The 26,360-nt window shown below is 70.9% G+C and carries 22 protein-coding genes; 14 read left to right on the top strand and 8 right to left on the bottom strand.

Translation table 11 applies throughout. The features are described 5' to 3' along the window. Window positions 1-110 precede the first annotated feature (110 nt). Both LXT21_RS05475 and LXT21_RS05470 read right to left on the bottom strand, forming a co-directional pair. Window positions 111-1,229 carry a hypothetical protein gene (locus LXT21_RS05475; RefSeq protein ID WP_254037029.1) on the bottom strand — a complete coding sequence of 373 codons (1,119 nt, stop codon included), beginning with the start codon at window positions 1,227-1,229 and terminating at the stop codon, window positions 111-113. Then, on the bottom strand, window positions 1,229-3,079 hold the full coding sequence (locus LXT21_RS05470; protein ID WP_254037028.1) for an HSP90 family protein: 1,851 nt from the start codon (window positions 3,077-3,079) through the stop codon (window positions 1,229-1,231). The genes LXT21_RS05475 and LXT21_RS05470 overlap by 1 nt, the downstream gene beginning before the upstream one ends. A 215-nt stretch (window positions 3,080-3,294) precedes the next feature. On the opposite strand from LXT21_RS05470, the gene LXT21_RS05465 reads away from it, so the two are divergent. From LXT21_RS05465 to LXT21_RS05450, 4 genes are all read left to right on the top strand, one after another. Continuing rightward, a complete protein-coding gene (locus LXT21_RS05465) occupies window positions 3,295-4,146 on the top strand; it encodes a metal-dependent hydrolase (RefSeq protein WP_254037027.1) in 852 nt (283 codons plus the stop codon). A gap of 201 nt (window positions 4,147-4,347) precedes the next feature. Further along, on the top strand, window positions 4,348-5,712 hold the full coding sequence (locus LXT21_RS05460; protein WP_254037026.1) for a TerB family tellurite resistance protein: 1,365 nt from the start codon (window positions 4,348-4,350) through the stop codon (window positions 5,710-5,712). A 136-nt stretch (window positions 5,713-5,848) separates the two neighbouring features. Further along, window positions 5,849-6,538, top strand: coding sequence for a dienelactone hydrolase family protein (locus LXT21_RS05455; protein WP_254037025.1), 690 nt, complete (start codon window positions 5,849-5,851; stop codon window positions 6,536-6,538). Window positions 6,539-6,727: 189 nt separating this feature from the next. Further along, window positions 6,728-8,839 carry an FUSC family protein gene (locus LXT21_RS05450; protein ID WP_254037024.1) on the top strand — a complete coding sequence of 704 codons (2,112 nt, stop codon included), beginning with the start codon at window positions 6,728-6,730 and terminating at the stop codon, window positions 8,837-8,839. Window positions 8,840-8,848: 9 nt separating this feature from the next. On the opposite strand, the gene LXT21_RS05445 is transcribed toward LXT21_RS05450, so the two are convergent. After that, on the bottom strand, window positions 8,849-10,441 hold the full coding sequence (locus LXT21_RS05445) for a HEAT repeat domain-containing protein (protein ID WP_254037023.1): 1,593 nt from the start codon (window positions 10,439-10,441) through the stop codon (window positions 8,849-8,851). Between the two features lie 107 nt (window positions 10,442-10,548). Here LXT21_RS05445 and LXT21_RS05440 point away from each other — a divergent pair, with 107 nt between their 5' ends. From LXT21_RS05440 to rsmB, 4 genes are read left to right on the top strand one after another with little or no spacing between them, the layout of a single operon-like run. Beyond that, window positions 10,549-11,130 carry a signal protein gene (locus LXT21_RS05440; protein WP_254037022.1) on the top strand — a complete coding sequence of 194 codons (582 nt, stop codon included), beginning with the start codon at window positions 10,549-10,551 and terminating at the stop codon, window positions 11,128-11,130. Between the two features lie 28 nt (window positions 11,131-11,158). After that, window positions 11,159-12,094 (top strand): methionyl-tRNA formyltransferase, encoded by a 936-nt coding sequence (gene fmt, locus LXT21_RS05435; RefSeq protein WP_254037021.1) that lies wholly within the window; start codon window positions 11,159-11,161, stop codon window positions 12,092-12,094. Between the two features lie 41 nt (window positions 12,095-12,135). Beyond that, the gene (locus LXT21_RS05430) at window positions 12,136-13,071 is read left to right on the top strand and encodes a type II 3-dehydroquinate dehydratase (RefSeq protein WP_323394115.1); all 936 of its coding nucleotides are present in this window, start codon (window positions 12,136-12,138) and stop codon (window positions 13,069-13,071) included. Continuing rightward, on the top strand, window positions 13,068-14,384 hold the full coding sequence (rsmB, locus tag LXT21_RS05425; RefSeq protein WP_254037020.1) for a 16S rRNA (cytosine(967)-C(5))-methyltransferase RsmB: 1,317 nt from the start codon (window positions 13,068-13,070) through the stop codon (window positions 14,382-14,384). Before LXT21_RS05430 ends, rsmB begins: the two co-directional genes overlap by 4 nt. A 6-nt stretch (window positions 14,385-14,390) precedes the next feature. Here rsmB and LXT21_RS05420 read toward each other — a convergent pair whose 3' ends face one another. Next, window positions 14,391-15,296, bottom strand: coding sequence for a LysR family transcriptional regulator (locus LXT21_RS05420; RefSeq protein ID WP_254037019.1), 906 nt, complete (start codon window positions 15,294-15,296; stop codon window positions 14,391-14,393). A gap of 137 nt (window positions 15,297-15,433) precedes the next feature. After that, entirely contained in the window at window positions 15,434-15,805 is a 372-nt protein-coding gene (locus LXT21_RS05415) for a hypothetical protein (protein WP_254037018.1), read from the bottom strand. Here LXT21_RS05415 and LXT21_RS05410 point away from each other — a divergent pair. Continuing rightward, window positions 15,804-16,901 (top strand): MJ1255/VC2487 family glycosyltransferase, encoded by a 1,098-nt coding sequence (locus LXT21_RS05410; RefSeq protein ID WP_254037017.1) that lies wholly within the window; start codon window positions 15,804-15,806, stop codon window positions 16,899-16,901. The genes LXT21_RS05415 and LXT21_RS05410 overlap by 2 nt on opposite strands. A 15-nt stretch (window positions 16,902-16,916) precedes the next feature. Here LXT21_RS05410 and LXT21_RS05405 read toward each other — a convergent pair whose 3' ends face one another. Together LXT21_RS05405 and LXT21_RS05400 are read right to left on the bottom strand one after the other, a co-directional pair. Beyond that, window positions 16,917-17,966 (bottom strand): SDR family NAD(P)-dependent oxidoreductase, encoded by a 1,050-nt coding sequence (locus LXT21_RS05405; RefSeq protein WP_254037016.1) that lies wholly within the window; start codon window positions 17,964-17,966, stop codon window positions 16,917-16,919. An 18-nt stretch (window positions 17,967-17,984) separates the two neighbouring features. After that, on the bottom strand, window positions 17,985-18,455 hold the full coding sequence (locus tag LXT21_RS05400; RefSeq protein ID WP_254037015.1) for a peroxiredoxin family protein: 471 nt from the start codon (window positions 18,453-18,455) through the stop codon (window positions 17,985-17,987). Between the two features lie 162 nt (window positions 18,456-18,617). On the opposite strand from LXT21_RS05400, the gene LXT21_RS05395 reads away from it, so the two are divergent. The 3 genes from LXT21_RS05395 (at window position 18,618) to LXT21_RS05385 (ending at window position 22,114) form a co-directional block, all read left to right on the top strand. Continuing rightward, window positions 18,618-19,736, top strand: a complete 1,119-nt coding sequence (locus LXT21_RS05395) for an aminotransferase class I/II-fold pyridoxal phosphate-dependent enzyme (RefSeq protein WP_254037014.1) — start codon at window positions 18,618-18,620, stop codon at window positions 19,734-19,736. A 170-nt stretch (window positions 19,737-19,906) separates the two neighbouring features. Then, window positions 19,907-20,791: a hypothetical protein gene (locus LXT21_RS05390; RefSeq protein WP_254037013.1), complete on the top strand. Its 885-nt coding sequence runs from the start codon at window positions 19,907-19,909 to the stop codon at window positions 20,789-20,791. Between the two features lie 21 nt (window positions 20,792-20,812). After that, window positions 20,813-22,114, top strand: a complete 1,302-nt coding sequence (locus LXT21_RS05385; protein ID WP_254037012.1) for a choice-of-anchor X domain-containing protein — start codon at window positions 20,813-20,815, stop codon at window positions 22,112-22,114. Between the two features lie 21 nt (window positions 22,115-22,135). On the opposite strand, the gene LXT21_RS05380 is transcribed toward LXT21_RS05385, so the two are convergent. Beyond that, a complete protein-coding gene (locus LXT21_RS05380; RefSeq protein WP_254037011.1) occupies window positions 22,136-23,218 on the bottom strand; it encodes a hypothetical protein in 1,083 nt (360 codons plus the stop codon). Between the two features lie 302 nt (window positions 23,219-23,520). Here LXT21_RS05380 and LXT21_RS05375 point away from each other — a divergent pair, with 302 nt between their 5' ends. Beyond that, a complete protein-coding gene (locus LXT21_RS05375) occupies window positions 23,521-24,267 on the top strand; it encodes a PP2C family protein-serine/threonine phosphatase (protein ID WP_254037010.1) in 747 nt (248 codons plus the stop codon). A gap of 148 nt (window positions 24,268-24,415) precedes the next feature. Continuing rightward, entirely contained in the window at window positions 24,416-26,242 is a 1,827-nt protein-coding gene (locus tag LXT21_RS05370) for a methyl-accepting chemotaxis protein (RefSeq protein WP_254037009.1), read from the top strand. The last annotated feature ends 118 nt before the right edge of the window (window positions 26,243-26,360 follow it).

The following is a 26,360-nucleotide window of genomic DNA, read 5'->3' as shown; positions in this document are numbered from 1 at the left end:
TGTCTGGATTGCCGCCTGCTTCACAGACACCGCGAGATAAACGCGGGATTCCAATCAATCCCTGGTGGATTCCCACGGGGCCGCGGAGACCCCGTGGGCGTCCCACCCCGTCAATCGAGCGGGAACTCCCGCGCTTCCTCGGTGAGCCGCTGGATGCGCGCGAGCCTGCGCGCGTAGCGGTCCGTGCCGTTGCGCGTGTCGAACCGCGTGGCGATGGCCTGGGCCTGCTGACGCATCCACGCGTGCAGCGCCTTCACCTCGTAGCCGCCGTCCGCGCGGTGCTCGGGGAAGGACTTCGTCAGTCGCAGGCTCACCACGTCCCGGTCTCCCGCCGCCAGCACGCGCTCCAGCAGGAACGTGGCCGCGACCAGGAAGATGAACCGGTCATTGTAGCTGCCGTGGTCCAGCGTCCACTCCAGGTGCTTCTCCAGCACCGTCAGCCCCCGCGCCAGGTTGCCCGTGAGCGTCAGGAACTCCAGGTGGTCTCCCACCGTGGCCAGGAAGTCGCGGTTCTTCGCCGTCAGCGCGTAGCCGCGCTTGTGCAGCTCCGCCGCGCGCTCCAGCTCTCCCAGCTTGAACAGGGGATAGAGCAGCGTGCCCAGCGTCAGGTGCGGAATCTCCGCGCACTTCACCCGCCCGTCCAGGATGGGCTTGGCCTTGCGCAGCGCCTGCTCCCACTCGCCCTTCTCCACGTGGTGGTCCAGCTCGTCGTCGAGCTCACACGCGCGGCAGTCCGTCAGGTGATCTCTCGGCGCCGCGAGCCACGCGTCCCACAGCCGGTCCACCTCCGCCACGTCGTCGCCCATGTCCCGAGCGGCCTGGTAGCGCAGCTTCAACACCGAGCGCTTGCCCGCGTCCACCTTGATGAAGCACTGCTCGATGTCGTCCAGCGCGTCGACAATCTGCTTCCGGGAGATGTGCGGGAACTCCTTGATGCGCCCCACCACCCACTTCTGCTTCCAGAGCATCGCCTCCGGGTCGAAGCGCTCCGGGTCCTTCTTCTGCTGTCCCCGGCACCACGCGAAGGCGACGAGCGCCTTGTCCGGATAGCCGCCGAAGGTCGCCGCGTCGATGAGGTCGTCGCGCAGCTCGTAGCCCAGCTGCACGTCGCCGTGGGAGTCGGCCATCCGCACCGCTTCCTCCAACAGCCGCACCTTGCTCTCGCTGGAGCGCTGCCGGCTCGCCCTGTCCCAGAGCGCCTGGGCCTCCTCGCGCCAGTCCGTCGACATCAGTGCAGCCCTCCCGCGCTCCCGCCTCCGTCACCCTCGCCGCCACCCCCCGTGCCCAGCTGCGCGGAGATGAGCCCCAACAATCCCTGGTTCAGCAGCGTCATCTCCTGCGCGTTCAGCGGGTGCTGCCCGAGCAGCAACGCCTGCACGTAGAGCATCTCCACCGACAGCTTCATCATGTTCCGGTCCGACACCGCCGCCAGCCGCCGCACCACCGGATTGTGCAGGTTGAAGCACAACTGCACCGGCTCGCCGCCCGCGGCCGCCATGACGCCCTCCAGCACGCTGGCGTACAAGTCATCGGACTCGTCGCGGGCCCGCTCCGCGTCGCGCCGGAACGAGCCCTCCTCGTCCGAGCTGTAGAGCGTGGGCACCTCGGCCGGGAAGAACTTCTTCACCGCCACGCCGCAGTGGAACGGCGCCAGCACCTGCTCGGCCGTGCGCAACAGCGGGAACACCGCGTCGCGCTCGTCCATCGTCAGCTCCTCGAAGCTCTGCGGCAAATCCGACGACGAGAACGGCTCCACCTGCGCGTCCTGAATCACGTGCGGCAGCTTCTCCAGCAGCGCCGCGTCGTGCGTGTAGGCCGCGTTGATGATGCACAGCCCCTGCGCTCCCGCCACCCGCGCCACCTGCCGGAAGCCATCCAGCGTGGACGTGTAGCGCACCACCGGATACGCGCGGCGGTACTCCGAGAGCGTCGTCACGCCCAGCGAGGTCTCGAACGGCAGCCAGCCGATGACCAGCCGGTAGAAGTCGTCGTCGTCCAGCGCGAGCGCCTTGACGCTCAACCCGTGCAGGCCGATGAGCCGCTGGAGCGCGCGCGGGTCCTCGTGCGCCAGGTCCATCAGGTACTTGCGCAGCCCCTGGCCCAGCGCCACGCGGGCCTGGGCGAGCGAGTCGTCCTCGTAGAACGACTCCCGGCTGGCGGTGGGCCTCAGCGCGTTGGCGTTCACCACGCACTTCACGAAGAAGGCCCACTCCGGCAGCAGGTTCTCCGCGCTCTCCGACAGCAGCATGTGCTTCAGGTACACGCGGTGCTTCTGCTTCGCGTTGAAGTGTGGCGACGCGGGCAGCACGAAGGCCACCCCGTCCACGTCTCCGGCCTGGGAGCGCAGCGGGATGCAGTCGATGAACTCCGTCTCGAAGACCTCGCGCCCGTAGTCGAGCAGCGCCTTGCGACGCTCGGCCGCGCTCGCGTACTCGCGGCGCCACGGGGGACCGTCCGCGTCCAGCCGCTCCACCTGGCCGTCCACCGACAGCTGGATGGGGAAGGGGAGCAGGCCCCCGTAGTGCCGCGCCAGCTGGCGCACGCGCTCCGACGCGAACCACTCCACCATGTCCGCGCGGGCCACCAGGAAGACCTGCGTGCCCGGCTTGTCCAGGGGATGCGCCGACTCCTGGACCGCGTAGGTGCCGTCGTGCCGGCCGCGCCACTCCAACGTCCGCCCGTCCCCGCGTGCCGAACGCGTCACGAGGAGCAGCTCGTCGCACACCATGAAGCACGACAGGAGGCCGATGCCGAACTGGCCGATGAAGTCCTTGCGGCGGGCCTCTAGGGCCTCGCGCTTGGAGGACTCTCCGATGGTGGCCAGGAATCGGTGGATTTCCTCTTCCGTCAGGCCCACCCCGTCATCGCTGAAGACCAGGGTGGGGGGGCCTCCGTCCTGCTTCTCCACCAGTTCCAGACGCACGGTGCCGGTGTGGGAGGGCTCCAGGTGCTGGCGGGCCCGGATGGCGTCGGTGGCGTTCTGGAGCAGCTCGCGGAGGTAGACGCCCGGGGAGCTGTACAGATGGTGGGACAGGAGGTCGATGACCCCACGGAGGCTGACTTGGAATCGGTGGTCCACGCTGGGTCCACCATCCTTCCCGGAGCCCGTCATGTCGACCGTTCTTTCGAGATTGCGGCCTTCGAGCCGCCGGGGCATCTGTCCGCCCTGGGGCAGGCGATGTGCGCTGGCCCTTGATTGGCCGCCTGGACAGTGCCAAGCGGCGGCCCGGCCGGGGCGTGCCCTCGTGGCAACCCGGCGACACGTCGAGACTTTCGACCCGAGAGAGGACAACCATGCGGAACGAGCTCAGGGCAGTCGCGGTGGGTGCGCTGTTGACCTTTGGTGGCGCGGCCGTGGCGCAGGACGCCGCCACGCCCCCGGCGGCCCCGGCCCCGAAGAAGGCGGAAGGCGCGAAGCCCGCGACTCCGGCGGGCAAGGGCAAGGTGGAGGTGACGTGGTGGGGCCACGCGGCCTTCGTGGTGCGCACCCCGGGCGGGGCGGTGATTGCCATCGACCCGTGGCTCACCAACCCCAAGGCGCCCAAGGACGCCCCGCAGCCGGAGGCGCTGGACGCCATCCTGCTCACCCACGGCCACTTCGACCACGTGGGCGAGGCCAAGGCGCTGGCGCAGAAGACGGGCGCCAAGGTGTTCGGCTCGTTCGAGCTGGTGAACCAGCTGGGCCTGCCGGAGACGCAGGCGGTGGGCGCCAACGCGGGCGGGACGTTCCAGGTGAAGGACGTCACGTTCCACCTGGTGGAGGCGGTGCACTCCAGCAGCTACCAGGCGGACCCCAAGGGCACCGCGCAGTACGCGGGCGCGCCGCTGGGCTACGTGCTGAAGGTCGACAAGGGGCCCACGCTGTACCACGCGGGTGACACGGGGGCGTTCGAGTCCATGTCGCTCATCGCCACCCAGTTCAAGCCCACGGTGGCGATGCTGCCCATCGGCGGGCACTTCACGATGGGGCCCGCGGAGGCGGCGCAGGCGGCGCGGCTGCTGAAGGTGCAGAGCATCGTCCCGATGCACTTCGGCACCTTCCCGCTCCTGCAGGGCACGCCCGACGCGCTGCGTGGCGAGCTGAAGAAGACGCGCCCGGGCACGAAGGTGTTGGAGCTGGAGCCGGGCAAGTCCACGGCGCTGTAGGCCTGGGTTTCCGTCCGGGGTGGGACTCTTCCGAAGCCGTAGAAGTCTGGGTTCTGGAGGGGCTGACTCCGGGCGGTCAAATCGCCCGAAGGCCGGGTGGCGTCTGGAAGGGCCCCTGGGTTACATCCGGCGGACCGTCTCCAGGTGTCTGTCGGCGGGTCCGGGGGTGTTCCGGTGTTGGATTTCAGCAAGGCGGGGTGGTTGACCCCGCTCCTCAACGAAGCGGTCGCGGCCCATCTGGGCTCGCCCGCTCCGGAGGAGAGCGCCTTGCGGTTGGGGCCGGGGCGCGCTCGGGCTCGGGCGTATCTGCGGCGCACGCTGCGCGCCAGCGGGTTGTTGTACGGCACTCCGGCGGACGCGCCCACGGCGCTGGACGCGATGCCGGACACCGAGTTCCAGGCGCAGGCGCTGGAGCATCAGCTCTTCCACGCCGTGCTGCGGACGCTGGCGGAGCTGGCGCTGGAGCTGGCGCGGCAGGTGGGCGCGCCCGAGGGGCGCCGGGTGGAGCAGCTGCTGGTGCTCTTCTGCGTGCTGGGTGGGGAGCTGGTGTTGGCGGAGGTGCTGGCGGAGCAGCTCGCCCAGGGCAAGCCGGTGACGAAGCGGCAGGTGGCCAAGGTGGAGGTGGCGCTGCGCAAGCGCGAGCCCACGTTGGCGGGCGACCCGGTGTACGGGTTGGTGCTGCACAACGGCGCGCAGTACGCGGACGCGCAGCTGTTCTGTCGGCAGGCCATCGACTACTTCGCGAGCGGGCGCTTGTCGCGGGAGCAGACGCGGCGGCGGTTGGACTTCGCGTCGAAGCAGAAGGCGCTGCTGGTGGAGGTGTTGACGGGGCTGGCGTGCGTGGACCGGTTGCCGGGGACTCCCGCGCGGCGGGCCATCCTCAAGCAGGTGGAGGACCTGAAGCTGCCGGCGGCGATGGCGTCCGAGCTGCGGGCGGCGGTGAAGCAGTGCTTCGAGCGGCGGCGCTCGGTGCGGGACGTGGTGCGCCAGGTGCGCAGCGTGGACATGCGCCACTTCCTGTTGGAGCAGACGCTGCTGGCGGCGCTGGTGGATGGGCGGCGCACGCGGCGGGAGCGGGCCTTCATCGACACGCTGGCGGACGCGCTGCAGGTGCCGAAGGCGGAGCTGCACCGGCTGGAGCTGGAGATGGCGGAGTTCTACGCGCGTCATCGCTCCATCGTGGATGTCTTCACGGTGCGGGACGCGGCCAGCGCCATGGGGGACGACATGGTGGCCGGCATGCAGGAGACGCTGGAGAAGAACTTCTACCGGCTGATGCAGGAGGTCCGCGAGACGGGGGACCTGGCGGTGCTGGTGGCGAAGGTGGCGCGGCGTCAGAAGCTGACGGAGGACGAGCGGCAGCGCATGCGCGCGCAGCTCATCGACGTGGCGAAGGCGATTCCCGCGCTGGCCATCTTCGCGGCGCCCGGTGGGTTGCTGCTGTTGGCGGCGCTGGCCAAGTTGCTGCCGTTCAGTCTGTTGCCCAGCGCGTTCCAGGATGACGGCGTGCCCGACGTGCTCCCCGACGACGCCGAGGACTTCGTCCCGGAGCGCGAGGCGGGGTGAGGCGGGAGGTCGGCCGCTTGGATGTCGGCCTGCCCTGGCTCCTGGCGTGAAGGCGCTGCCATCGGCGCGGACGGTCCCCAGCTTCAGTGGGCGGACCGGGCCCGCAGGGCGCCCATTCCCCGCGGGAGGAAAGCCGATGCGCGTCCATCAGCGTGATGTGGAGGTCGGCGTCGCCGGACGCCTGCTCGCGGGGTTCCTCTGCGTGCCCGAGCGGGCGAGCGGCCTGGTGATGCTCGTGGGGGATGAGGAGCTGGCGAAGGACTCCCCCGTGCGCGAGGTGCTGCACGCGGCGGGGCTCGCGACGTTGGGGCTCGACTGGCGCACCGCGGACGAGGAGCAGGCGGAGGACTGGACGGTGCGCGAGGGCGCGCATGTGGAGCTCATCGCGCATCGGCTGGAGGTGGCGCGCGATTGGTTGCAGCGTGACGACGTGTTGTCGCTGTTGCCCGTGGGGTTCCTGGGGATGGGATTGGGCGCGGCCGCGGTGTTGGTGGCGGCGGCGCATCAGCCTCGAGGTGTGCAGGCGGTCGTCACGTTGGGGGGACGGCCGGACAAGGCGGGCTCGGTGGTGGCGGAGGTGAGCGTGCCCACGCTGGTGCTCGGGGCGGGGGAGGACGCGGACCGGGCGATGCTCGCGCGGCGGGTGTTCGATGGCTTGGCGCCGGGGATGCGCAAGGGGCTCCAGCTGGTGGAGGGCGCGAGCCGGAGGTTCGAGGAGTCGGAGCCACGGGCGCGCGCGGCGCGGATGGCGGCGGCGTGGTTCTCGGATTGTTTCCGCGCGGTCGCGGGGCCCGGGGTCGTCGAGTGGAACGCGGGGGCGGTGTGACGTGAACGGAGAGTGCGACGAACCGTGCGGAGCCCACCCGCACGGTGCGCTCGCATCGCCGTGGCTTATCGATGCCTCCGTTGAGGGGCGATGGTGCTCGGCGCCTCGCATGGCGAGCACTGTGAGCAGGCGTTACTCCGGTGATGTGGCGTGGAGGGAGAAGGGCGTGATGAGGGAGTCGCGAGTTCCATGAATGTGTTCCGGCGCCACTTGGAGTCGTTCGTCCGGGTGGAGCCCGTGCGTCCCGCGCTCGGAGCGGGGTTGCGCGCGGCGCTCGCCGTGGGCCTGCCCATGGTGGTCGCCGCCACCCAGCATCTGCCCGCCGTGACGTGGGTGGGCATGGCCGGCCTCTTCGTCACGCTCGTGGACCGCGGCGGTCCCTACCGCGCCAGGGCCGTCACCATGGGCGCGATGACGCTCCTGGGGGCGGTGATGGGGCTCGTCTCCGCGCTGCAGCTCCCCGACTGGGCGGATGTCCTGCTCACCCTCGTCTGGGTGACGGCGTGCGGCTTCGCGCGCTCCTATGGTGACACCCCCGGACTGATGGGCGTGGTGCTCGCCAACTACACGGTCGTCTCACTGGCGCTGCCCGCGCAGGGCCTCTCCGACGCGCTGTCCCGCTCCGGGTTGTTCATCCTCGGGGGTCTGTGGGCGATGATGCTCGCGCTGGTGCTCTGGCCGCTGCGCCCCTATCGACCCGCGCGCCTCGCCATCTCCCGCTGCTACCGCGCGTTGGCCTCTCGCGCCGAGGAGGTCGGACGCTGGCCACTCGATGGCCCGCCTCCACCCGCCAACCTCGTGGAGGTGGTCGACTGGGAGTCCCGCGTGCGCATGTCCCTCGAGGACGCGCGAAGCGTGCTGGCCTCCACCCGCCGCACCCGCGCGGGCGAGAGCAACCGGGGCGAGCACCTGCTCGTGTTGCTCGAAGGCGCGGACGCGCTGCTCGCGATGTTGGTCGCGCTGCCGGAGACGCTGGAACTCGCGCCCCGAGAGCCTCGCTTCCATGCCCTGCGCGCGGAGATTCAGCGAGCGCTCGCGGACCACTCGCGAGACCTCCTGCACATCGCCCGCGCGCTGGAACAGGAGAAGCGCGACGTGGAGCCCTCGGTCTGGAGCACGGACCGCGTCCGGCGCGCGCTCGCATCCCTCGTCACCGAGGCAGACCTGCCCGACTCCGCGCGCGCCGCGTACTCGCATGCGGAGACCCTGCTGGTCCGTCTGCGCGAATACTCGGAGGCCCTGCTGGAGGTCGCCAACCACCTGGAGGACGGTGGCCCCGTCGAGTCCGACCTGCCCATGGGACCACCTCCCGCGTCGGCGCGAAGCCGTCCCTTGCTCGAGCCCCTGCGCGACAACTGGAGCACCGACTCCGTCATCTTCCGCCACGCCATTCGCCTGGGCATCACCGCCGCGCTCGCCACCGCGCTCGTGCGGGGCCTCGGCTTGAATCACGGTTACTGGGTCATCATCACCGTCATCGTCGTGCTCCAGCCCTACTCGGGGATGACCTTCGAGCGCGGTGTGCAGCGCGCGGCGGGCACGCTGCTCGGCGGCGCGCTGGCGGCGGGATTGGTGGCGCTCGTGAGAGACCCCGTGGTGCTGCTCGGCGCCATCATGGCGTTCTTCGCCGTGGCCATCGCCGTGAAGCCCATGAGCCTCGCGGCCTTCCAGGTGCTGCTCGCGCCCGCGCTGGTGCTGCTCGCGGAGATTCAGACCGGGGACTGGGAGCTCGCCGGAGTGCGCGTCATCAACACGCTGCTCGGCGGCGTGCTGGCATTGGTGGGCGCGTGGCTCTTGTGGCCCAGCCCCGAGCACTCACGCTTCCCGGAGGAGGTCGCCAACGCACTGCGCGCCGACCGCGACTATCTCTTGAGCGTGGCCTCCGCGCGCTCGGACGAGGAGCCCCAGGTGCGCGAGGCGCGGCGAAAGCTGGGCCTCCAGTTGCTGTCCGCGGAGGCCTCCTTCCAGCGGCTGCTCTCCGAGTGGCGCGGCTCCTCGCGACAGCTCGAACCCGCGATGGCGCTGCTCGCGTATGCCCGGCGCTTCGGCTCGGCCGTGACGGCGCTGGCCGCCAGTCGGCAGGGGCGCAAGGACCTGGCGCCCGTCATCGGCTACGCGGGCAATGTGCTCGAGGACCTGGCGCTCGCCGTGGAGCACCGCCGCGCGCCGTCTCCGCTGCCCCGGTCCGCGGCGCAGGAGAGCCTGGACGTGCTCTCCCGCACCCAGATGGACCGGCTGGTGCGTCAGCTCACCGTGCTCCACAAGGCCACGGTGCGCGCGGCGCCCCAGCTCACGGGGTGAGCCTTCGACTCAGGTCCGCTCGATGCGCGCCAGCAGTCGACGCAGGTCCTCGTTGACGCTGGCGTAATGCGTGACGCCCTGCTCGGCCTGGAGCTGCTTGCGCAGGTCCGGCAGCGACGTCTCGCGGACCTTCTTCGCCGCGTCCTGCGAGCCATCCACCAGCCACCCCATGGCGAGGATGAGCGCCAGGCGCACCTCGGTGTCGCGCTCGGTCAGCTTCGCGGCGAGCGCCGGCGCGTGCTCCGCCGAGCCCGCGCGCCCCACCTCCAGCGCGGCGCGCTCCAGCATCGGCTTGGTCGCCTTGTCCATGCGCTGCACCCAGCAGCCCGCGTTGCCCGTGCACGCCTGTCCCGCCTCCAACAACGCCGCGTGCGCGGTGATTGCGTCCGCGCGCTTCTTGCCCAGCCCCGCCGCGTCCTCGCAGCCTTCCTCCTGCGTGGCCTTGCAGTCGGCCGCGGTGCGCGCGGGCTCGCCGGTGGCCAGCTTCTGGAGGAGGGGCTGCTCACGCGCGTCACCCAACATCGCCAGCCCCTTCACCGCCACCTCGCGCGCGTACCAGTCGCCGGTGCTCGCGGCCTTCTCCAGCGAGGGCAGCGCGTCGCGACCGCCCAGCCGCACCAGCGCCTTCACGTACGCGTCGCGCACCGTCGGGTCCGTCTCCAGCACCAGCGTCGTCAGCGGCTTCACCGCCTCCGTCGCCCGCAGGCGGCCCAGCGCGTCCGCCGCCTGCATCCGCACCAACGACTGAATCTGCACGTCCGAGTGCGAGAACGACAGCAGCTTGAGCAGCGGCTCCACCGCGCGCTTCTCGCGCAGGTCACCGAGCACCGTCGCCGCCTTCATCGGGTAGCTGGCCGGGTTGACGCCGTTCGTCTTCGCCCACGCGAGCAGCTCCGCGTCACGCCCCTCCAGCGCGGGCAGCAGCGCGTCCGCCGCGGGCTGGCCCAGCTGGAACAGCGCGAAGCTGCTCTCCACGTAGAAGGACTTGCCCTTGCGCTCCTTGGTCAGCATCCGGATGAGCGCCGGCGCCGCGCGCCCGTCACCGATGTGGCCCAGCGCCTCGATGGCCTTCTTGTTGAGGAATGGCTCCACGCCCTCGTCCGTGGCCAGGACGATGAGAGGCTCCACCGCCTCCTTCGCCTTCATGCTCCCCAGGACCTGGATGGCCTCGATGCGCGCGTACGTGTCCTTGGCCCTCAGCAGCGGCACCAGCGCGGGCACGGCGCGCACGTCGCCGATGGCGCCCAGCGCCGTCACCATCGCCTTGTTCGCCAGCTGCGAGGACATGTCACCCGCCGCCGGGTCGATGGCCGCCGACAGCGCCTCCACCGACGAGGCGTGGTGCACGTCGCCAATCGCGCGAGCCAGCGCCGCCTTCACCTCGGGCTTGCGCTCCTGCGAGAGCGCCTCGTGCAGCATGGGCAGGAAGCTCTCGTTGACCTTGGTCTTCGTCCGCATCGCCTCGATGAGGCGCACGCGGTCCTCGGCTCGCCGCGTCTGTTGGAGCGTCCCCGCCCAGTAGTCGGGCGTGTTCGGATCCGACTTACAGGCGACAAAACAGAGAACGGCGGCAACACACCACGCTGCGAGGGGGCGGCTCATCGAGGCTCCTGGGCGTCGTCTGCGGGGTTGTCCTGTCGGGAGTCGTAAACCTCCTGTCACGAAGGAAGCAAACCACCCAGGTCACCTGGGGTACGCTGGTCAACGACATGTCCGACGACACTCACAAGGCGACGCGCCCGAGCTACACCCGACGGACCTACCTGCTCGACCGCGAATTCCAGCTCAAGTACATCCTTCTGCTGGCTGGCATCGGTGCGGGCAGCGTGGCGGTGTTCGGAGCCCTGACGCATCGGCTCCATGCCACCTCGGTGGACACAGGTGTGGGCGCGGGTGACTCCATCCTGTGGCTCACCGTGTTGGGCTCGGTCGGGTTGGGGGCGCTGCTGGGCCTGTTCGGCCTGCTCTTCACCCATCGGGTGGCGGGCCCCGTCCACGTGATGAGCCTGTATGTCGCCGCGCTGGCCGCCGGGCGCTATCCCCGGCTGCGGCCCCTGCGCAAGAAGGACGAACTGAAGCGCTTCTTCGACCGTTTCAGCGAGGCGGTGGACCGCATCCGCCAGCGCGAGGCGGACGAGGCGCACGCCCTGGAGGGCGCCCTGGCCGCGTTGAAGCCGGTGGCCACCACCCCCGAGGCGCGCGAGGCGCTGGAAACCCTGTCCGCGCTGTGCACGCGCAAGCGTCAAGCAGTGGACAATCCCACCGCGAGCACCTTCAAGTCCGTGGCTTGAAGCCTGCCCCGAGGAGAGCCCGAACCACATGAGCAGACCCCGCATCGTCTTCATGGGCACGCCGGATTTCGCCGTGTCCTCGCTCGAAGCCTGTTTCGATTTGGGCGACGTCGTCGCCGTCGTCACCCAGCCGGACAAGCCCAAGGGGCGCGGCAACACGGTGACGGCGCCGCCGGTGAAGGAGCTGGCCGTCGCGCGCGGCGTGCCCGTGTTCCAGCCCGCCAAGCTGCGCACGCCTCCGTTCGTCGAGGAGCTGCGCCGCTTCTCTCCGGACATCTGCGTGGTGACGGCCTATGGCCGCATCCTCCCCAAGGACATCCTGGACCTGCCGCCCAAGGGCTGCGTCAACGTGCACGGCTCGCTGTTGCCGCGCTTCCGGGGCGCCGCGCCCATCCAGTGGTCCATCGCGCATGGGGACACGGAGACGGGCGTGTCGCTGATGGTGATGGACGAGGGGCTGGACACCGGCCCCGTGCTCGCGATGAAGCGTTTGCCCATCGGCCCCGAGGACACGAGCGCCACCCTGTACCCGAAGCTGGCCGCGCTGGGCGGCGAGGTGCTGCGCGAGTTCCTGCCGGCGTACCTGAGCGGGGCGCTGAAGCCGGTGCCCCAGCCCTCGGAGGGCATGGTGCTGGCGCCCATCATCGAGAAGGAGGAGGGGAAGCTGGACTTCACCCGTCCCGCCATCGCGCTGGAGCGGCGGCTGCGCGCCTTCACCCCGTGGCCCGGGGCGTTCACCTCGATGGGCGGCAAGCTGGTGAAGGTGCACCGCGTGAAGGTGGCGGACGGGAAGGGCGCGCCGGGCACGGTGTTGTCCGCGGGCGCGGAGGGCATCGAGGTGGCGTGTGGCGAGGGCTCGCTCGTGCTGCTGGACATCCAGTTGGAAGGCAAGCGGGTGATGAAGGCGGCGGAGTTCCTCACGGGCCACAAGCTGGCCGTGGGCAGCCAGCCGTTCGGCACCTAGTCGATGGCCACGACGAGACGGACTCTTTCGAGTACAGGCGCATGGGTATGAGACTGCTGGTGTTGCACGGGCCGAACCTGAACCTGCTGGGCGTACGCGAGGGCGGGCGCGGGCTCTCGGACCTGGATGCCGCGCTGAAGGCGCGCGCGAAGTCGCTGGGGATGGAGCTGACGCTCCTCCAGTCCAACCACGAGGGCGTGCTGTTGGACGCGCTCGCCGCCCATCGCGAGAAGGTGGACGGCATCCTCGTCAATCCGGCGGGCCTGTTCGGCTCGTACGCGCTCAAGGAGGGCCTGGAGCTGGTGGGGCTGCCCGCCATCGAGGTCATGCTGCGGCCGCCCGCGCGCGAGTCCGTGGTGGCCGAGGCGTGTGTCCTCCAGGTGCACGGGGCTGGCGGCTTCGAGCCTTACCTGGAGGCGCTGGAGACCTTCGCCAGCGGCGTCTTCACGCCCGGGAGCGCCGGGACGAGCACGTCCGCCGACGACGAGGACGACGACATCATCCGGTCCCCGAGGAAGTCGAAGGCCGCTCCCGCGAAGGCGCTGGCGCTCGCCCCGGGCAAGACGCTGGGGCGCAAGTCCTCCTCGGACGCGGCCGCCGCTCCGGAGCCCAAGGGCGGCAAGATGCTGGGCCGCAAGCCGTCCACGTCGAAGGACGCCGCGCCCGAGCCGAAGGGCGGCAAGTCGCTGTCGCTGGGGCGGGGAGCGAAGTCCGCCTCGGTGACGACGGACCTGCTCACCCGGGCGCTGGTGCACCAGAAGGTCTCCGAGCGGCTCGCGGGCCGGCTCACCGCCGCGGAGCTGGCCTCCTGGTCGCGCTCCCGCTATGAGGCCCTCCAGCGCGGACTGCCCGCGGAGCAAGGCCAGCGGGCCCTGCTCGAGGAGCAACTCCAGCGCCTCACGCTGTCCCACCTTCCCGCGACGCGGCTCTCCGATGAGCAGCTCGTGGACCTGATGACCCGGCTCGACGAAGGATGAATCCCCGCGCACTCGCCATCCTCGTGCTGGCGCGCGTCCGCGCAACGGACGCCTACCTCAACGTGGTGCTGGACACGATGCTGTCCGAGTCACCGCCCAAGGACCCGCGCGACGCGGGCCTCGCCACGGAGCTCACCTACGGCACCACCCGCCGACAGCTCGCGCTCGACTACGCCATCACCCGCTTCGCCGACCGCAAGCTGGACGCCATGGAGGACCGCGTGCTCGCGGCCCTGCGCATCGGCGCGTATCAAATCTTCCACACCCGCGTGCCCGCGCGCGCGGCGGTGGCGGAGACGGTGCAGGCGCTCAAGGAGGTCGGCCTCACCCGCGCGGCGGGCTTCACCAACGCCATCCTGCGCAAGCTCGCGGAGCTGCCCGCCCCGCCCTTGCCCTCGCCGTCCGACGTGGCCCACCACCTGTCCGTGCGCGAGAGCCATCCGCAGTGGCTGGTGGAGCGCTGGCTGCGCCAGTTCGGCCGCGAGCGCGCCGAGGCCATGCTGGTGGCCGACAACCAGTCCCCGCCCGTCGTCATCCGCGCCAACACCGCGAAGGTGACGCGCGACGCGCTGCTCACCCAGCTGCAGGAGGTGGGCGTGGAGGCGAAGGCCGCCACCCTGTCGCCCGTGGGCATCATCCTGCCGCCGGTGGGCCGGGTGGAGGACGTGTACGGCTATTCGGAGGGCCTGTGGCAGGTGCAGGACGAGGCCGCCCAGCTCGTCGGCGTGTACGGCGCCATCCCCGCGTCCGCGCGCGTGCTGGACGCGTGCGCCGCGCCCGGCGGCAAGTCCTGTCACCTGGCGCAGGAGCACGACGTCGTCGCGGTGGACCTGCACGCCCACAAGCTGCGCAAGATTGACGGCGAGGCGAAGCGCCTGGGGCTCACGTCGCGCTTGAAGGCCTACGCGCACGACGCCGCGGAGCCGTTCCCGGAGGCCTGGGGCGAGTTCCACGCGATGCTGGTGGACGCGCCGTGCTCGGGGCTGGGCACGCTGCGGCGTCACCCGGAGCTGCGCTACCGCCGCAAGGAGGAGGACCTCTCGCGGCTGGCCACGCTGCAGCGGCGCATCCTCGAGAACTGCCAGGAGTCGGTGCCCGCGGGCGGACTGCTCGTCTACGCGGTGTGCACCATGGAGCCGCAGGAGGGGCAGGACCAGGTGGAGATGTTCCTGCGCAGCCACCCGGAGTGGACGGCGGAGCCGCCCGTGTTGCCGGGCCTCAAGCTGCCGCTCACCCAGGCCTACTTGAGGACCCTGCCGGGACCGGAGGGCTTCGACGGGTTCTTCGCCGCGCGCCTCCGGAAGCTCTACTGAGCCGCGCTACGCGTCCTCGGTGACGGGCAGGTTGGCGGCGGCCTTGAACGCCTCCAATACCGCCGCCGAGGCGCGGTCCAGGTACTTGCCCTTGCGGATGAGCAGGCCGATGGGCCGCGACACGGGCCCCTCCGCGAAGGGCTTGGCCACCAGCGAGCCGCCCTTCACCTCGCCCTGCGCCGTGGACACCGGCAGGATGGCCACGCCCAGGCCCATCTCCACCGCCCGCTTGATGGTCTCCACGTTGTCCATCTCCATCACCGGGTTGATGTCGATGTTCTTCTCGCGGAAGAGCCGGTCCAACGCCTTGCGCGTGGGCGCCTCGCGGTCGAACGCGATGAAGGGCACGCCCGACAGCGCGGTGAGGCTCACCTTCGCCTTGGAGGCGAACGCGTGGCCCGGCGCGCAGACGACGGCCAGCTTGTCGTCGCGGAAGGGCAGGATGTCCACGCCCGCGCGCGGCTGCGGATACGCGACGATCCCAATCTCCGCCGCGCCCAGGATGACGTCGTCGTACACCTGGTCGTTGCGGCGGTAGTTCAGCCGCATGTTGACCTTGGGGTGCGCCTTGAGCAGCTGCTTCTGCACCGCGTTGAGCTCGTGCAGACCCACCGAGTAGATGGTGGACACGGTGCTCGTGCCGGCCACCTCCGTCGCCTGCTCGCGAATCTCCTGCTCCACCTCCGCGAAGCGGGCGAGAATCTCCTTGCAGCCCCGGAACAGCCGCTCACCCGCCGGCGTCGGCGTCACCTGCCGGGCGCTGCGCGACAGGAGCTTCTGCTCGTACCGGTTCTCCAACGCGCGAATCTGCTGGCTCACCGCCGACTGCGTGACGTGGTTGAGCTGCGCCGCTCGCGAGAAAGAGCCGGTCTCCACCACATCACAGAACATTTTCAGGGACTCGAGCTGCATGGCCGCTCCCTACTCCCGAACCTAATGGCCTGGCCACTATTAATTAGTCAGCCTACGTCACACCGCCAAATGAACTAACCCTCCAAGTCGGCCGGCTGTCGGGCGAAAGAAGGACGAGGGCCCTGGAGGGCCGTTGCTCAGGGCGCGGCGGGTGGGACGGGCGGGCGACGACGCACCAGGACGAAGAGCGCGCTGCCCAGGGCGACGAGGGCGCCGCCCGCGAGGCTCTGGAAGCGGCCCAGCTCGTGCGTGGCCTGCTGGAGCAGCTCGCACTCGGGTCCGGACAGCCCCGCGCACTCCAGCGTGCCGAACAAGCCCCGCAGGCCCGCGGCGAAGAGGCCCAGGCCGCCGAGGAGCAGACCCCCGGCCAGGCCCAGGGCGGCGGCGCGCGGCAGCGAGGGCTTGGGGGGCGGCGGCGGAGCGGAGGGCATGGTGGGTGGGTAGCTATAGCCGCGAGCGGCGGGCGGGCTCAACGGGCGAGGGGCAGGCCGCGTATGCTCGCGCACCATGCGAATCCTCTACGGGGTCGTCGGCGAAGGCATGGGCCATGCGACGCGCTCGCGCGTGCTGCTCGAGGAGCTCACGAAGAAGCACGAGGTCCACATCGTCGTCTCCGGACGGGCCCAGGACTACCTGGCCAAGCGCTTCCAGAACGTGCACGGCATCTGGGGGCTGACGCTGGCGTACGAAGGCAACTCGGTGAAGAAGTGGCAGACAGTGCTGCAGAACCTCACCGGCGCGGTGAAGGGCTGGCCGCAGAACGTGCGCCAGTACTTCGAGCTGGTGGACGACTTCAAGCCCGACGTCGTCGTCAGCGACTTCGAGACCTTCAGCTACCTGTTCGCGCGCACCCACCGGCTGCCCGTCATCAGCGTGGACAACATGCAGGTCATCAACCGCTGTCAGCACGAGCCGTCGCTCCTGGCCGGGTACGAGGACAGCTTCGAGACCTCGCGCGCCATCGTGAAGGCGAAGCTGCCGGGCGCCTTCCACTACCTGGTGACGACGTTCTTCTACCCGCCGACGCGCAAGCGCCGCACCACGCTGGCCCCGTCGATTCTCCGGCCTGAAATCATCGAGGCGAAGTCGGAGCCCGGCGAGCACCTGCTCGTGTACCAGACGTCCACCACCAACACCGCGCTGCCGGACATCCTCAAGGCCGCGGGCATCCCCTGCCGCGTGTACGGGCTGCGAAGGGACCTCACCGAGGACCTGGTGGACGGCAACCTCACGTACCGGCCCTTCAGCGAGAAGGGCTTCATCGACGATTTGCGCACCGCGCGCGGAGTCGTCGCCAGCGGCGGCTTCACGCTGATGAGCGAGGCCGTCTACCTGCGCAAGCCCGTGCTGAGCATCCCGCTGGAGGGCCAGTTCGAGCAGGTCATCAACGCCCTGTATCTGGAGAAGCTGGGGTACGGGATGTACGTGAAGACGCTGACGGTGGACGCGCTCAAGGAGTTCCTGTCGCGCGTGCCGCGCTGCCAGCAGGCGCTCCAGGGCTACGCGCAGGAGGGCAACACGAAGATGCTCGCGGCGCTCGAGGAGCAGCTCGCCCTGGCGTACGAGCACCGGGGCCACTGGGCCATGGAGATGGCGCAGGACTGACGCCCGCCGCCCCTGTCAGTGCAGGGGCACGTCGCGCTCGTTGTTGCGCTCCGCCGCGCGGCGAGACAGCTCGGTGAGCCAGGAGCGGGTGAGGGGCGTCTCGCTGTCGACGCCCCGGTGGGCATCCTGGCTGCTGCTCTGCGGCAGCAGCCGGTTGGCCCACGCGAGCAGGGCGGCGGTGAGTCCGGGCGCGAGCGCGCGGCCCACCGCGCCCAGCTTCGCGGCCGCGCCCACCAGCACCTCCGCGTCGTCCCGACGGCAGCCGTCCAGAATCAGGCGCGCGGAGCGCTCGGCGCTCACGGAGACGCCGGGCAGTGAGTCGCTGATGGAGAACCACGCGTACTCCGCCTCGTGCTGGCCCTTGAAGCGCGCGTTGAGCGGGCTGCCGGTGCGCATGAGGCCCGGGCACACGGTGGTGACGAGGATGCCGTCCTGGCGCAGCTCCGCGCGCAGTCCATCCGACAGGCCCACCAGCGCGAACTTGCTGGCGGAGTAGGGCAGCAGGTGCGGCACGCTGAGCTTGCCGCCCACGGAGGCGATGTTGACGATGCGCCCCTCGCGCCGCTGCTTCATCGCGGGCAGCACGGCGAGCGTCGTGTACAGGGGGCCCCACAGGTGCGTGTCCACCGCGTCCTGGAAGTCCTCCACCGTCATGGACTCCATCGGCCCCACTTGAATGGTGCCCGCGTTGTTGATGAGCACGTCCACCGCGCCCCAGTGCTCCAGCACCGCGCTCACCATCGCCTCCACCTGCACCGAGTCCCGCACGTCGCACGGCAGCGCGAGCACCTCGCCGCCCTCGCGCTCCAGCTCCTCCAGGGCCCGCTCCAGCGACTGCGTGTCCCGGCCGCACAGGGCCACGCGCGCGCCCTCGCGCACCAGCTGCCGACAGAGCACCAGCCCCAGGCCGCGCGAGCCTCCGGTGACGAGCACCGTGCGCCCCTCGAACGAATAGCGCGGACGCTTGAGCAGCCCGCGCAGCCCCAGCGCCGCGCCGATGCCGGCCGCCGCCAGCGTGCCAGGGGTGAAGCGTGACGCCCTTCTGCTCTTGCGCGAGCCAGCCATGTGACCTCCGGGAAGTCTTCAGGGCGCGGGAGCCGCGGCCGAGGTGTCGTACTGGGTGAAGCGCTCGAGCAGCGGGCGCACGCGGCGGGCCGCGTCCTTGCCGCACAGGTGGTGGCGCAGCCGTCCGTCCGCGTCGAAGACGAGCCACGCGGGCGTCTGCTTCACGCCGTACGCCTGGGCCATGGAGCCGTCATCCACGGCGATGGGGTAGATGAGCCCGTGCTCGCGCGCGAAGGCCTCCACCGCGTTGGTGTCGCGCAGCTCGCGGGCCGAGTGGGTGATGTCCACGCCGATGACCTTGAGCCCGCGCGGACCGAACTCCGCGAGGAAGCGCCGCAGGGACGAGAAGTCGTTGGCGTCCGCGTCCTCGGCCAGGGAGAAGAAGTGGAGGAGCACCGGCAGCTCGTCCAGCTCCGAGACGTGGACGGGCGCGTTGATCCACCCGCCATCCGGGTCCAGCAGGGTGAGGGGAATGTCATGCGTGGGCATACAGGCTCCCGCGAAAGGGGCTGGGACTGAAGGGACGCTCTTCAAGCTATGCATCCGCCGGCGCCCACCCGGACCGGCGCGTCGTCCGCCTGCCTGGAGGAGAACGTCCCGAGCGGCTGTCGCTGGACGGCGGGCCCCCCGAGAGGGCAGACAGTCGCTCTCATGCGCATCCCCGATTTCAAGCTGGAGCGGTACTTCGCGCGCTGGGAGTTCGCCGCGCCCTACACGCTGTGCTCCTCCGACATCGAGGGCTGGAAGATGAAGGAGCTGCTGGCGCTCGCCGATTCGGACGCGCTGGGGCGATGGGAGGCGCTCACGCTCGGCTACACGGAGGCCCCGGGGCTGCCCGTGCTGCGCGACGAAATCGCCGCGCTCTACCCGGGCCTGTCTGCCGACGAGGTGCTCACCTTCGCGGGCGCCGAGGAGGCGGTGTTCATCCTGATGAACGTGCTGCTGGGCCCAGGCGACCACGCCGTCGTCACCTGGCCGGGCTACCAGTCGCTGTACGAGGTGGCGCGCGCCACCGGCGCGGACGTGACGCTGCTGCCCCTGCGCGAGGAGGACGGCTGGGCGTTGGACGTGGAGGCGCTTGGCCGCGCGCTCACGCCGCGCACGAAGCTGGTGGTGGTGAACTTCCCCCACAACCCCACCGGCGCGCTGCCGGACCGGGCCACGTTCCAGGCGCTGTGCGCGCTGTGCGACGAGCGCGGCATCCACCTGCTCTCCGACGAGGTGTATCGGCTGCTGGAGCACGACGCGTCGGCGCGGCTCCCCGCCGCCGTGTCGTTGTCGCCGCGCGCCTTCAGCCTGGGCGTCATGTCCAAGGCCTTCGGCCTCGCGGGGCTGCGCGTGGGGTGGCTCGCCTGCCGCGACGTGGACGTGCTGCGCCGGTGCATGGCGTACAAGGACTACACGACCATCTGCAACAGCGCCCCCAGCGAGGTGCTGTCGCTCATCGCCCTGCGCGCGAAGGAGCGCGTGCTGGCGCGAAGCCGCGCGCTGCTCGCCTCGAACCTGGCCCTGCTGGACGCGTTCTTCGCGCGCCACGCGGACACGTTCCACTGGGTGCGTCCACGCGCCGGCAGCGTGGCCTTCCCGAAGCTGCTCCGCGACGAGCCCGTGGCCCGGTTCACCGACGCGCTCGTCCAGCGCGAGGGCGTGCTGCTGCTCCCCGGAGACGTCTATGACTTCCCCGGCAATCACTTCCGCCTGGGCCTGGGCCGCGCCAGCCTGCCGGAGGCCCTGTCACGGCTGGAGCGCTTCGTCTCCGACACCCGGTGAGACAACTCACCCATGTGACAGGGGTCGACGCGGCGCGTCAGGTTTTGCGCCCGGTTCACGGTTTCCGTGTTCTCGACCTTTTACACCCCGAGACTCTAGAGTGGACGCTCCCCTGTCCGGTTCCCCACCCGACGGGCAGCTCCCCCACTCCGAGCCGGAGGCGTTCCACGATGAAGAAGCTGATGGGTACGGCGGTTGCCGCAGCAACGCTGTTGTTCGGTACGCAGGCTTTCGCGACCGACTACACGCTGTGGATTCACGGACGTAACGGTGGAACCACGCAGGCGGGCAACTACGCCGACTTCAGCTACTGGGGGCCGGCTGGCACCGCGGCGGGCGTGAACAAGAAGGCGGTGAACTGGAACGGCAAGGAGCGCATCGGCGGGCAGAACGCGCGCATCCGCGACGCGCTCGACTGTTTCTGCACGGGCAACAACTGGTGCTACATCGCCGCGCACAGCGCCGGTGACTTGCAGATCGGCTATGCGCTCGCGCTGTATGGGACGAGCCAGCGCGCCAAGAAGAACGCGTCGCCCAACGCGAGCGGCGTGTGTGGCAACACGGATGGCACCACGCAGACGGGTTGGAACATCCGCTCGGTGCGCGTGGCGTCCGGCGCTGGCGGTGGCAGCGAGCTGGCGGACCTGGGCGAGTGGGCGGTGAGTGAGCCGCTGGTGAGTGACCTGGTCACCACCACGGCGCGCGCCATGTACAACCACAACGTCACGGCGGGCGTGAAGTTCTACATGTACGCGGCGGCCAAGGGCACGCTGTACTCGGGGTTCCTGCCGGGGCAGGACGACGAGGCGGTGGCGTACCACTCGACGGGCGGCGTGTCGGGCAGCGCCGGCAGCTCGCTGTGCAACCCCGGTGACTGGTTCTGCGGCGGCACGCTGTCCACGGGCGAGGGCAAGACGAGCAACGGCCTGGCCAAGTGGAGCAACCACGACGTGAAGCTGCGGGACGACGGCGAGGCGTTCAATCACTACGCCAACGGGACCTGGGGCGGCATCGTCGCCAAGGTTCGCGAGGCCGTCGTGGCGGAAGCGAAGTAGGGCCGTCGCCGCGAAGCGCGCATGATGCCCACCCGCCCTGAGTCCGCTCGTGTCTCCCATCCGCGCCGTCTCGGGTGGGCCTTCGTGGTGATTCCCCTGATGCTGGGAGGGGTGGTGTGGTGGCGATGGAGCGCGAAGTCGGCAGAGGCGCGGGCTGTGGCGCCCGCCTCCTCGGGCGCCGCCTGGAGGGGCTCGCAGGCCGGGCCCTCGTCCAGGACGGAGCGCATCGGTGATGGCGTGGACCTGGCGCAGGGGCCGTCTCCGGATGCGCAGGGCACGCCCGTGTCGGTGGTGAACCTGGAGCAGCGCGAGCGCCTGGCCCGGCGGGACCTGTGGGCGGAGCGGCTGGAGCGGGCGAAGGAGACGCTGGCGTCGTACGTGGCCTCCACGCGTTATCCGCCGCAGTCCCGCTCCATCCGTGAGCACCCGGACCAGGTGGTGCTCGCCGAGCCGGAGCGCACGCGTCCGCTGAGCCGTGAGAACACCGACGTGCAGCTGCGGCTCAAGCAGGACCGGGTGTTCGCGGTGGGCGACGAGGTGGTGCTCTTCTCCGTCGCGTGTGAGGACGCGCAACGCGCGCCCAGGCCCTGCGAGGTGTTGGCCGCCACCGCGCGCGAGGCCGACCACATGCCGGGCGCGGGGGGCATGCCCGCGGTGCCGGTGGCCTTCACGGACGACGGCGCGGCGGGTGACGCGCTCGCGGGGGATGGCGTCTTCACGGGGCGCTTCCAGCCGTCGAAGCAGGGCTTCCCGCTGTACTCGGGCACGCTGCGCGTGGACGTGCAGGTGCGCTCGGGGCGCGCGGAGGGAACGGCGTTCCTGGACATCCTCTACACGCCGACGCCGCCCGCGGTCCTCACGGGCAAGGTGCGCGACGTGGTGGAGGATGGCTCGCTGTCCTTGTACCTGGGCATCGAGGTGCGCAAGGCGGGGCGGTACGTCGTCGCCGGTCGTCTGGATGACGAGAGCGGCCAGCCCTTCGCGCACGTGTCCTTCAACGAGGAGCTGAAGGAGGGCGCGCGGGAGGTGAAGCTGAGTGTCTTCGGCAAGCTGGTGCTCGACGACGCGCCCACGTTCCCGCTGCAGCTGCGCGACGTGGAGGGCTTCCTGCTCAAGGAGTCCGGAGACCCGGACCGCGAGCTGATGGCCACCCAGCGCGGCTACCTCCACACCACCAAGGTGTATCCGTCCTCGGTGTTCTCCCCCGCGGAGTGGCAGGGCGAGCAGCGCCTGCGCTACATCGACGAGTACCAGCGTCAGGTGGACGAGGCCCAGCAGCAGTACGACTCCACCTTCGCGGGGCCGGACGACAAGCGGCCTTGAGGTGCGTCACCCGGCCGCGCGTCAGGTCGCGGTCGGCTGAGGGGGGCGCTCGGCGTCGGAGGGCTCGCCCGGGAGGTCTGCCTGGGCCACGTCGGGCTCGACGAAGACGGTCTGCTCGGTGAGCGACGCCACCTGCTGGGAGAGCGCCTCGGCCGAGGCCTCGGTGACGACGCCCGGTGAGGAGAACGAATCGAGCGACGTCGCCGTGTCGACGGGCTGCGCGTCCGGTTGCAGCTCCACCGCCTCCGCCACCACGTCCACGCCCTGCGCGCTCATCGCCGCGCTGACCGGCACGCTGGCCGCCGCCGGGTTCGCCGCGAGCGAGCCCATGACCCCCGCGAGCGCCGCGTCCGCCGGGCCGATGTCCTCCGGCACCATGTCGCCCAAGTCGTTCAGGTCCGCGAGGAACTCGTTCGGCCCCGCCGGACGCACCGACTCGTCCATCCACTCGGCGGCCGCGGACTGGGCCATGGAGGGGCCCTCCAGCGCGCGCCCCGCATCCAAGCCATCCGCGCCGCCCACCGAGTCCTCGAACGCATCCATGTGCAGGTCGAGCGCCGGGTGCACCGGCCCCCACGCGTTGCCCGGCGGGTCCAGCATGGAGAGCAGATCCTCCGGCGCATCCACGCTGGGCGAGGACGTGTCCAGGTTCTGCAGCTCCCACGCGGCCTCGTCTGGCGACAGGATGTCCGAGGCGTCCGGCACGTTGGCGCCGCCACGACGGGACGACGGCCCCGCCGCGTTGCCCGAATCACGGGGCGCGCCCAGCGAGGAGGGCAGCTGCGAGCCCAGGCGCTGCGCGTAGCGGGGCGCGGCGGACTCGAAGGAGCTCTCCCCGGAGAAGACGCGCAGGGCGGCGTGCTCCAGCTCGCGCGACTCGCCGGGCTCCACGTCGTCGGAGCCCAGCGTGGCGAAGAGCGCGTCGGCGCCGTCGGCGCCGTCCACCTGGAAGTCGCTCTCGTCGGAGAACCCCCGGCGCACCTTCTCCACGGCCTCGAGCGACTCGCTGGGCTTCGTGGGCGCCACGGAGCCCACGTCCGCGTCCAGCGACGTGCGCCGCAGGGACGACAGGATGCTCGAGGACAGTCGGCGGATGGATGTCATCTTTCACCTCCCGGGACGCACGACGGCTGCATCCGTATTGTCGGGGCTCCCACGGAGAAGTTGCCAGGGGGCGGGGGGAGTGGACCCATCACCTGTGGGGTGGACCCCCCTCGGGCTGGTCAACAATCGCGAGCCTCGGGCGCTTGCAACGTCCGCCATCGAACGAGTGCGGGGCGCGCGCCGAGGTCCCCTGGCACTCAGGTCCCAGCCGTCACACAAATGGAGGTATCCGTAGTGGGTGCCCACCTGGGGATGGGCGCTGGCCTCCCGCTTGCTGGGGGAGGGCCCGAGGAGGCGGTGTCATGCTGCGTTTCGAGAGCGCGGGACAGACCCATATCGGTCGCCGGCCCCACAACGAGGACTCCTACTGTGTCCTGCCGGAGCTGGGGTTGTACGTGGTGGCGGACGGGCTGGGTGGGCAGGAAGGTGGCGAGGTCGCCAGTCGCTGTGTGGTGGACACCTTCGCGGGCCTGGGCCAGCGATGGGAGCGGGAGCACGAGGCGGCGTGGCCCGAGGTGGCCGACCCCCGGCGCACCCGCGAGGAGAACCTGTTGGCGGCGTGCTCACAGCTCGCCCAGGCCAACCTGCGGGCCCAGCGGGTGGGCCGCCTGGCGGAGATGGCCTCCACGGTGGTGGCGCTCGCGGTGGGGCCAGACGGCGCGGCGGTGGTGCACGTCGGCGACAGCCGCCTGTACCGCTTGCGGGGTGGCCAGCTGGAGCCGCTCACCCGGGACCACTCGTTCATCGAGGAGCTGCGCGACGTGGGCATGGAGCCTCCGGGCGGCGCCTCCAACTGGCGGCACCTCATCACCCGGGCGCTGGGCACCGACAACGCGGAGCCCACGCTCCAGCGGCTCCACGCCCAGCCCGGCGACGTGTTCCTGCTGTGCTCGGATGGGCTCTACGAGCCGTTGGGGATGGAGGGCCTGACTCGCAGGCTGTGTCTGGCCTCGGCGCGTGAGGTCTGCGACGCGCTGGTGGCGGATGCCTTCGAGGCGGGGGGCAAGGACAACATCACCGCCGTCGTCCTGCGCGTGGCCGACGCGTGAGAACACGTCAGTGAAGGTGGGAGGGTCAACCTGGGGATCCCGGGTCATCCTCGCCTTACTGCGAAATCCCCGGATGTTGCGGTAGGGTGGGCCCTCCCGGTGGCGCTCCCATCGGGGCCTTTCCCCCTCTCGTCCGACATCGCAGCGCATGACGCACAGCCTCGCCGCTCGTCTGACCGCCGCCATCACGCTGGTCATCCTGGTTCTCACCGCGCTGTGCGTGACGTTCACGGGCGTCGTGCTGCGCTCCCGGATGGACGCGGAGCTGGCGCATTCCCTCCTCCAGGACGAGTCGGCCTGGAGCCGACTGGTGGCCCAGGAGGGCCGCACGTTGCGGGTCCTCTTGCGCAGCGCCGCGGCGAACGCCCGGCTGCGGGAGCTGTTGTCCGGCGCCACGGTGGATGCCGCCGCGCTCCAGGCCTTCGCCAAGGAGCAGCAGGCGCTGGTGTCGGTGGAGCTCTTGCTCATCACCCGGCCCGAGGGGGAGCTCCTCGCGGGCTCGTATGCGGGCGCGCTGCCCGCGCTGGCGGGGCTGGTGAAGTCCGGCGCGCCGGGCGTGCTCTTCGTGGGCGAGACGCCGTACTGGGCGGTGTCGCGGCCGGTGGAGGTGGAGGGGCGCGGCGTGGGGCACCTGGTGCTCGGGAGCCGGTTCGACGACGCGCCGCTGAAGGATTTGCGCAACCAGCGGGGGGTGGAGCTGGTGCTGCATGCGGGCTCGCGGTTGGTGGCGCGCTCGGTGGACACGGTGTCGCCGGAGGCGTTGCTGGCGGCGGCGGACGAGGCGGAGGGGGAGGGGCGGGTGGAGGTGGAGGACTTGAGCTTCCGCGTGGCGCGTCAGCCGGTGGGTGCGGGGCTGGAGTTGTTGCTCGCGCGGGACGAGAGCACGGAGGCGTCACGCTTCACCACGGCGGTGGTGCTCATCGTCGGGTTGGGGTTGTTCACGGCGCTGGCGGCCGGCGGCGTCATCTTCCTGTTGGTGCGGCGGATGACGGGCCCCTTGCGGGAGCTGACGGCGGCGGCGGCGCGGGTGGTGGCGGAGGGGGACTTCCGGGGCACGTTGGAGGTGCACTCGCGGGATGAGATTGGTCAGCTGGCGTCGTCCTTCGCGGAGATGATGGTGCAGCTGCGCTCGCTGCTGATGGCGCTGAAGGGCTCGGCGGAGCAGCTGGAGGCCGCGGCGTCGCAGCTCACCGAGTCCGCGACGGTGCAGAACGAGGCGGTGTCCCAGCAGGCGGTGGCGCTGCACGAGACGCAGCTGGCGGCGCAGCAGCTCCAGGAGAGCTCGCGCGCGGCGGCCAAGCGGGTGGAGACGATTCAGCGCGAGGCGGAGAAGGCGAGCGGCTTCGGACAGGCGGGCGAGGCGGCGGTGTCCGGCAGCGTGGGTGGGCTCACGCACATCCGCTCGCACGTGGAGCAGATCGGCCGCACCATCTCCGAGCTGCATCAGCGCACGCGGCTGGTGGGCGACATCACCCGCACGGTGAAGGACCTGGCGGACCAGTCCAACGTGCTGGCGCTCAACGCGTCCATCGAGGCGGCGCGCAGCGGGGACCAGGGCCGGGCGTTCTCCGTGGTGGCGCGCAACATGCGCTCGCTGGCGGACCAGTCCGCGGGCGCGACGACGCGCGTGCAGGGCATCCTGGGCGACATCGGCCGGGCCATCTCGGACGCGGTGCGCATCAGCGAGGGTGGCGCGCGCGAGGTGGAGGGGGGCCTGGAGCAGGTGCGCGCGGCGGGAGAGAGCCTGCGCTCGCTGGCGGGCATCATCCAGAGCAATGGCCAGACGGTGAAGAGCATCTCGGACGCCGTGCGGCAGCAGGACGCGGGCATCGCGGAGCTGTTCGCCGCGCTGAGCTCCATGGCGGACGTGGCGGATCAGATTGTCGACCGCATGGCGGAGAGCGAGCAGGCCGCCATCCAACTCTCCGCCGCCTCGGGCGAGCTCTCCGCCATCGTCGGCCGCTACCAGATTTGAGCGGCCTGTTGGATGGGGCGAGGGGCTCGTCCCTGTCGCCCGCTCGGTGCGTCGAGGCGTGAGGCCGCCGACATGGGGCGCGTGGGTGAGCCTCGGGCTGCTCGACGCGAAGGTCCGT

The organism is Myxococcus guangdongensis, from assembly GCF_024198255.1.
GTDB lineage: Bacteria > Myxococcota > Myxococcia > Myxococcales > Myxococcaceae > Myxococcus > Myxococcus guangdongensis.
The sequence above is the reverse complement of the archived record's forward strand: the minus strand, read 5'-3'. Positions and strand labels throughout refer to the sequence as shown.

Excerpts from the sequence above, each read along its gene's own strand:
- fmt (WP_254037021.1), top strand. The coding sequence starts at position 11,159 with ATGAGCAGACCCCGCATCGTCTTCATGGGCACGCCGGATTTCGCCGTG.
- LXT21_RS05380 (WP_254037011.1), bottom strand. The coding sequence starts at position 23,218 with ATGACATCCATCCGCCGACTGTCCTCGAGCATCCTGTCGTCCCTGCGG.
- LXT21_RS05395 (WP_254037014.1), top strand. The coding sequence starts at position 18,618 with ATGCGCATCCCCGATTTCAAGCTGGAGCGGTACTTCGCGCGCTGGGAG.
- LXT21_RS05455 (WP_254037025.1), top strand. The coding sequence starts at position 5,849 with ATGCGCGTCCATCAGCGTGATGTGGAGGTCGGCGTCGCCGGACGCCTG.
- LXT21_RS05390 (WP_254037013.1), top strand. The coding sequence starts at position 19,907 with ATGAAGAAGCTGATGGGTACGGCGGTTGCCGCAGCAACGCTGTTGTTC.
- LXT21_RS05420 (WP_254037019.1), bottom strand. The coding sequence starts at position 15,296 with ATGCAGCTCGAGTCCCTGAAAATGTTCTGTGATGTGGTGGAGACCGGC.
- LXT21_RS05475 (WP_254037029.1), bottom strand. The coding sequence starts at position 1,229 with ATGTCGACGGACTGGCGCGAGGAGGCCCAGGCGCTCTGGGACAGGGCG.
- LXT21_RS05430 (WP_323394115.1), top strand. The coding sequence starts at position 12,136 with ATGGGTATGAGACTGCTGGTGTTGCACGGGCCGAACCTGAACCTGCTG.
- LXT21_RS05370 (WP_254037009.1), top strand. The coding sequence starts at position 24,416 with ATGACGCACAGCCTCGCCGCTCGTCTGACCGCCGCCATCACGCTGGTC.
- LXT21_RS05440 (WP_254037022.1), top strand. The coding sequence starts at position 10,549 with ATGTCCGACGACACTCACAAGGCGACGCGCCCGAGCTACACCCGACGG.
- LXT21_RS05410 (WP_254037017.1), top strand. The coding sequence starts at position 15,804 with ATGCGAATCCTCTACGGGGTCGTCGGCGAAGGCATGGGCCATGCGACG.
- LXT21_RS05445 (WP_254037023.1), bottom strand. The coding sequence starts at position 10,441 with ATGAGCCGCCCCCTCGCAGCGTGGTGTGTTGCCGCCGTTCTCTGTTTT.
- LXT21_RS05375 (WP_254037010.1), top strand. The coding sequence starts at position 23,521 with ATGCTGCGTTTCGAGAGCGCGGGACAGACCCATATCGGTCGCCGGCCC.
- LXT21_RS05465 (WP_254037027.1), top strand. The coding sequence starts at position 3,295 with ATGCGGAACGAGCTCAGGGCAGTCGCGGTGGGTGCGCTGTTGACCTTT.
- LXT21_RS05405 (WP_254037016.1), bottom strand. The coding sequence starts at position 17,966 with ATGGCTGGCTCGCGCAAGAGCAGAAGGGCGTCACGCTTCACCCCTGGC.
- LXT21_RS05450 (WP_254037024.1), top strand. The coding sequence starts at position 6,728 with ATGAATGTGTTCCGGCGCCACTTGGAGTCGTTCGTCCGGGTGGAGCCC.
- LXT21_RS05385 (WP_254037012.1), top strand. The coding sequence starts at position 20,813 with ATGATGCCCACCCGCCCTGAGTCCGCTCGTGTCTCCCATCCGCGCCGT.
- rsmB (WP_254037020.1), top strand. The coding sequence starts at position 13,068 with ATGAATCCCCGCGCACTCGCCATCCTCGTGCTGGCGCGCGTCCGCGCA.
- LXT21_RS05415 (WP_254037018.1), bottom strand. The coding sequence starts at position 15,805 with ATGGTGCGCGAGCATACGCGGCCTGCCCCTCGCCCGTTGAGCCCGCCC.
- LXT21_RS05400 (WP_254037015.1), bottom strand. The coding sequence starts at position 18,455 with ATGCCCACGCATGACATTCCCCTCACCCTGCTGGACCCGGATGGCGGG.